Below are 5183 nucleotides of genomic sequence, written 5' to 3'. Positions count from 1 at the left end.
GGGGGAAAGCAGGGGATCTTCGGACCTTGCGCTATTGGATGTGCCTATGTCGGATTAGCTAGTTGGTGGGGTAAGAGCCTACCAAGGCGACGATCCGTAGCTGGTCTGAGAGGATGATCAGCCACATCGGGACTGAGACACGGCCCGAACTCCTACGGGAGGCAGCAGTGGGGAATATTGGACAATGGGGGCAACCCTGATCCAGCCATGCCGCGTGTGTGAAGAAGGCTTTCGGGTTGTAAAGCACTTTCAGTGAGGAGGAAAACCTTACGACTAATACTCGTGAGGCTTGACGTTACTCACAGAAGAAGCACCGGCTAACTCCGTGCCAGCAGCCGCGGTAATACGGAGGGTGCAAGCGTTAATCGGAATTACTGGGCGTAAAGCGCGCGTAGGTGGTTTGATAAGCGAGATGTGAAAGCCCCGGGCTCAACCTGGGAACGGCATTTCGAACTGTCAGGCTAGAGTATGGTAGAGGAGTGTGGAATTTCCTGTGTAGCGGTGAAATGCGTAGATATAGGAAGGAACACCAGTGGCGAAGGCGGCACTCTGGACCAATACTGACACTGAGGTGCGAAAGCGTGGGGAGCAAACAGGATTAGATACCCTGGTAGTCCACGCTGTAAACGATGTCAACTAGCCGTTGGGACTCTTGAAGTCTTAGTGGCGCAGCTAACGCACTAAGTTGACCGCCTGGGGAGTACGGCCGCAAGGTTAAAACTCAAATGAATTGACGGGGGCCCGCACAAGCGGTGGAGCATGTGGTTTAATTCGACGCAACGCGAAGAACCTTACCTGGCCTTGACATGCAGAGAACTTTCCAGAGATGGATTGGTGCCTTCGGGAACTCTGACACAGGTGCTGCATGGCCGTCGTCAGCTCGTGTCGTGAGATGTTGGGTTAAGTCCCGTAACGAGCGCAACCCCTATCCCTAGTTGCTAGCAGTTCGGCTGAGAACTCTAGGGAGACTGCCGGTGACAAACCGGAGGAAGGTGGGGATGACGTCAGGTCATCATGGCCCTTACGGCCAGGGCTACACACGTGCTACAATGGTGCGTACAGAGGGCTGCAAACCCGCGAGGGGGAGCTAATCTCACAAAACGCATCGTAGTCCGGATCGGAGTCTGCAACTCGACTCCGTGAAGTCGGAATCGCTAGTAATCGCGAATCAGAATGTCGCGGTGAATACGTTCCCGGGCCTTGTACACACCGCCCGTCACACCATGGGAGTGGATTGCACCAGAAGTGGTTAGTCTAACCTTCGGGAGGACGATCACCACGGTGTGGTTCATGACTGGGGTGAAGTCGTAACAAGGTAGCCGTAGGGGAACCTGCGGCTGGATCACCTCCTTAAACGAAGCCGAATGCTTCGGTCAGAGTCCACACGAATTACTTGGTTAGCTTAAGAAGAGAGCAAAGGGTCTATGCAGGCCCGACTTGGCTTGTTTCAGGACAAGCAAAACCGGGTCTGTAGCTCAGGTGGTTAGAGCGCACCCCTGATAAGGGTGAGGTCGGTGGTTCAAGTCCACCCAGACCCACCAGAATTGCGTAGCTCGTCGTTGTGTCCGGACTTGCATAGCAGGCTATGCGGCGCCCGAACACGCCTAGATCTACACAATTCTTGTAAATAGCTTTTAGGGGCTGTAGCTCAGTTGGGAGAGCGCCTGCCTTGCACGCAGGAGGTCAGCGGTTCGATCCCGCTCAGCTCCACCAATACCTGGACAGATCGATGAATGCCTGACTTCGGTCAGTGTGCAGAAACAAGCGTTTCGGTTTAATGACAAGAGTTGTTAAGCGGAAGTTCTTCTTTCTGATCACTGGGTCAGATTTGCTCTTTAACAAATTGGACGAGATAGAACACGAATACTTTTTCTCATTATCTCCGAGAGAAAGTGTTCAATGTGATAGCGATTTCAAGCGTTATCCGGTGTTGTCGTTGAAGTGGTTGTATATGACTTCGAGTGACTGTCTCTGAATCTCATCTCTGAATGAGAAGGTTGTGTTCACTTCGGTGGGTACGACGTTCTTGTTGGGTGTGAGAAACGGATCAGTTGTCTTGGGGTTATATAGTCAAGCAACTAAGCGCATACGGTGGATGCCTTGGCAGTCAGAGGCGATGAAAGACGTGGAAGCCTGCGATAAGGCTCGGGGAGCTGGCAAACAAGCTGTGATCCGGGCATCTCTGAATGGGGAAACCCACCGGTCTTCGGACCGGTACCGTACGGTGAATACATAGCCGTACGGGGCGAACTCGGGGAACTGAAACATCTAAGTACCCGAAGGAAAAGAAATCAACCGAGATTCCCTCAGTAGCGGCGAGCGAACGGGGACCAGCCCTTAAGCTGGACAACTGGTAGGAGAAGGCCCTGGAAAGAGCCGCCATAGTGGGTGATAGCCCCGTATCCGAAACCTGAGTCCAGTGAAATCGAGTAGGACGGGACACGAGACATCCTGTCTGAACATGGGGGGACCATCCTCCAAGGCTAAATACTCCTGACTGACCGATAGTGAACCAGTACCGTGAGGGAAAGGCGAAAAGAACCCCTGTGAGGGGAGTGAAATAGATCCTGAAACCGTATGCGTACAAGCAGTCGGAGCGGACTTGTTCCGTGACGGCGTACCTTTTGTATAATGGGTCAGCGACTTATGTTCAGTGGCGAGGTTAACCGTTTAGGGGAGCCGTAGGGAAACCGAGTCTGAATAGGGCGATTTAGTCGCTGGGCATAGACCCGAAACCGGGCGATCTATCCATGAGCAGGTTGAAGGTTGAGTAACATCAACTGGAGGACCGAACCCACTGTCGTTGAAAAGCCAGGGGATGACTTGTGGATCGGAGTGAAAGGCTAATCAAGCCCGGAGATAGCTGGTTCTCCCCGAAAGCTATTTAGGTAGCGCCTCGGACGAATACCACAGGGGGTAGAGCACTGTTTCGGCTAGGGGGTCATCCCGACTTACCAACCCGATGCAAACTCCGAATACCTGTGAGTACTATCCGGGAGACACACGGTGGGTGCTAACGTCCATCGTGAAGAGGGAAACAACCCAGACCGCCAGCTAAGGTCCCCAAATACCAGTTAAGTGGGAAACGATGTGGGAAGGCTCAGACAGCTAGGAGGTTGGCTTAGAAGCAGCCATCCTTTAAAGAAAGCGTAATAGCTCACTAGTCGAGTCGGCCTGCGCGGAAGATGTAACGGGGCTCAAACTGGTTACCGAAGCTGCGGCTGTGCACGTAAGTGCACGGGGTAGGGGAGCGTTCTGTAAGCCTGCGAAGGTGTGTCGAGAGGCATGCTGGAGGTATCAGAAGTGCGAATGCTGACATGAGTAACGACAATGGGGGTGAAAAACCCCCACGCCGGAAGACCAAGGGTTCCTGCGCAACGCTAATCGGCGCAGGGTGAGTCGGCCCCTAAGGCGAGACCGAAAGGTGTAGTCGATGGGAAACGGATTAATATTTCCGTACCTTGGATAGCTGCGATGGAGAGACGGAGAAGGCTAGGTGAGCCGGGCGACGGTTGTCCCGGTTTAAGCATGTAGGCAGTGGGATTAGGCAAATCCGGTCCCACAATGCCGAGACGCGACGACGACTGCCCTTTTAGGGCGGGAAGTCATTGATGCCCTGCTTCCAGGAAAATCTTCTAAGCTTCAGGCTATTCGAGACCGTACCCCAAACCGACACAGGTGGTCAGGTAGAGAATACCAAGGCGCTTGAGAGAACTCGGGTAAAGGAACTAGGCAAAATGGTGCCGTAACTTCGGGAGAAGGCACGCCGGTGGTATGTGACGCCCTTCGCGGGTTGAGCAGAAGCCGGTCGAAGATACCAGGCCCCTGCGACTGTTTATTAAAAACACAGCACTGTGCAAACACGAAAGTGGACGTATACGGTGTGACGCCTGCCCGGTGCCGGAAGGTTAATTGATGGGGTTAGCGCTTGCGCGAAGCTCTTGATCGAAGCCCCGGTAAACGGCGGCCGTAACTATAACGGTCCTAAGGTAGCGAAATTCCTTGTCGGGTAAGTTCCGACCTGCACGAATGGCGTAACGATGGGGGCGCTGTCTCTACCCGAGACTCAGTGAAATTGAAATCGCCGTGAAGATGCGGTGTATCCGCGGCTAGACGGAAAGACCCCGTGAACCTTTACTATAGCTTCACAGTGAACTTTGAGCATGTTTGTGTAGGATAGCTGGGAGGCTTTGAAACCAGGACGCCAGTTCTGGTGGAGCCAACCTTGAAATACCAGCCTGACCTGTTTGAGGTTCTAACTTCGACCCCTTATCGGGGTTAAGGACACTGTGTGGTGGGTAGTTTGACTGGGGCGGTCTCCTCCCAAAGCGTAACGGAGGAGCACAAAGGTGGGCTAAGCATGGTCGGACATCATGCGGTTAGTGTAATGGCACAAGCCCGCTTAACTGCGAGACAGACACGTCGAGCAGGTACGAAAGTAGGTCATAGTGATCCGGTGGTTCTGTATGGAAGGGCCATCGCTCAACGGATAAAAGGTACTCCGGGGATAACAGGCTGATACCGCCCAAGAGTTCACATCGACGGCGGTGTTTGGCACCTCGATGTCGGCTCATCACATCCTGGGGCTGAAGCCGGTCCCAAGGGTATGGCTGTTCGCCATTTAAAGTGGTACGCGAGCTGGGTTTAGAACGTCGTGAGACAGTTCGGTCCCTATCTGCCGTGGACGTTGGAGATTTGAGGAAAGCTGCTCCTAGTACGAGAGGACCGGAGTGGACGAACCGCTGGTGTTCGGGTTGTGTCGCCAGACGCATTGCCCGGTAGCTATGTTCGGATAGGATAACCGCTGAAAGCATCTAAGCGGGAAGCCCCTTCCAAGATGAGATCTCCCTGGACCCTTGAGGTCCCTGAAGAGCCGTTCAAGACCAGGACGTTGATAGGTCGGGTGTGTAAGCGCTGCGAGGCGTTGAGCTAACCGATACTAATTGCTCGTGAGGCTTGACTATATAACACCCAAGACAATTGCGGATAACGCAAGAGCCATTGTGCTCAATCGAAATCAACATCACATCGTTCTACCTCGTCCACCCAGTGATCAACCGTTTTGCCTGACGACCATAGCGGTCTGGAACCACCTGATCCCATCCCGAACTCAGCCGTGAAACAGACCAGCGCCGATGGTAGTGTGGCTTCTGCCCATGTGAGAGTAGGTCATCGTCAGGCTC

At 53.7% G+C, this 5183-nt stretch carries 2 tRNA genes and 3 rRNA genes; all 5 read left to right on the top strand.

The features are described from left to right. Positions 1 to 1353: ribosomal RNA gene (locus tag JJO78_RS20515) — 16S ribosomal RNA — on the top strand; the annotation flags it as partial. Between the two features lie 111 nt (positions 1354 to 1464). Beyond that, positions 1465 to 1541: transfer RNA gene (locus JJO78_RS20510), tRNA-Ile, on the top strand. Between the two features lie 96 nt (positions 1542 to 1637). After that, a tRNA-Ala gene (locus JJO78_RS20505) sits at positions 1638 to 1713 on the top strand. Positions 1714 to 2068: 355 nt separating this feature from the next. Further along, positions 2069 to 4964, top strand: a 23S ribosomal RNA gene (locus tag JJO78_RS20500). A 101-nt stretch (positions 4965 to 5065) separates the two neighbouring features. Continuing rightward, a 5S ribosomal RNA gene (rrf, locus tag JJO78_RS20495) occupies positions 5066 to 5181 on the top strand. The last annotated feature ends 2 nt before the right edge of the window (positions 5182 to 5183 follow it).

Source organism: Marinobacter sp. DS40M6, from assembly GCF_028581595.1.
Taxonomy (GTDB): Bacteria; Pseudomonadota; Gammaproteobacteria; order Pseudomonadales; family Oleiphilaceae; genus Marinobacter; species Marinobacter salarius.
Note: the sequence above shows the minus strand (reverse complement) of the source record. Positions and strands in the feature narration are given on the sequence as shown.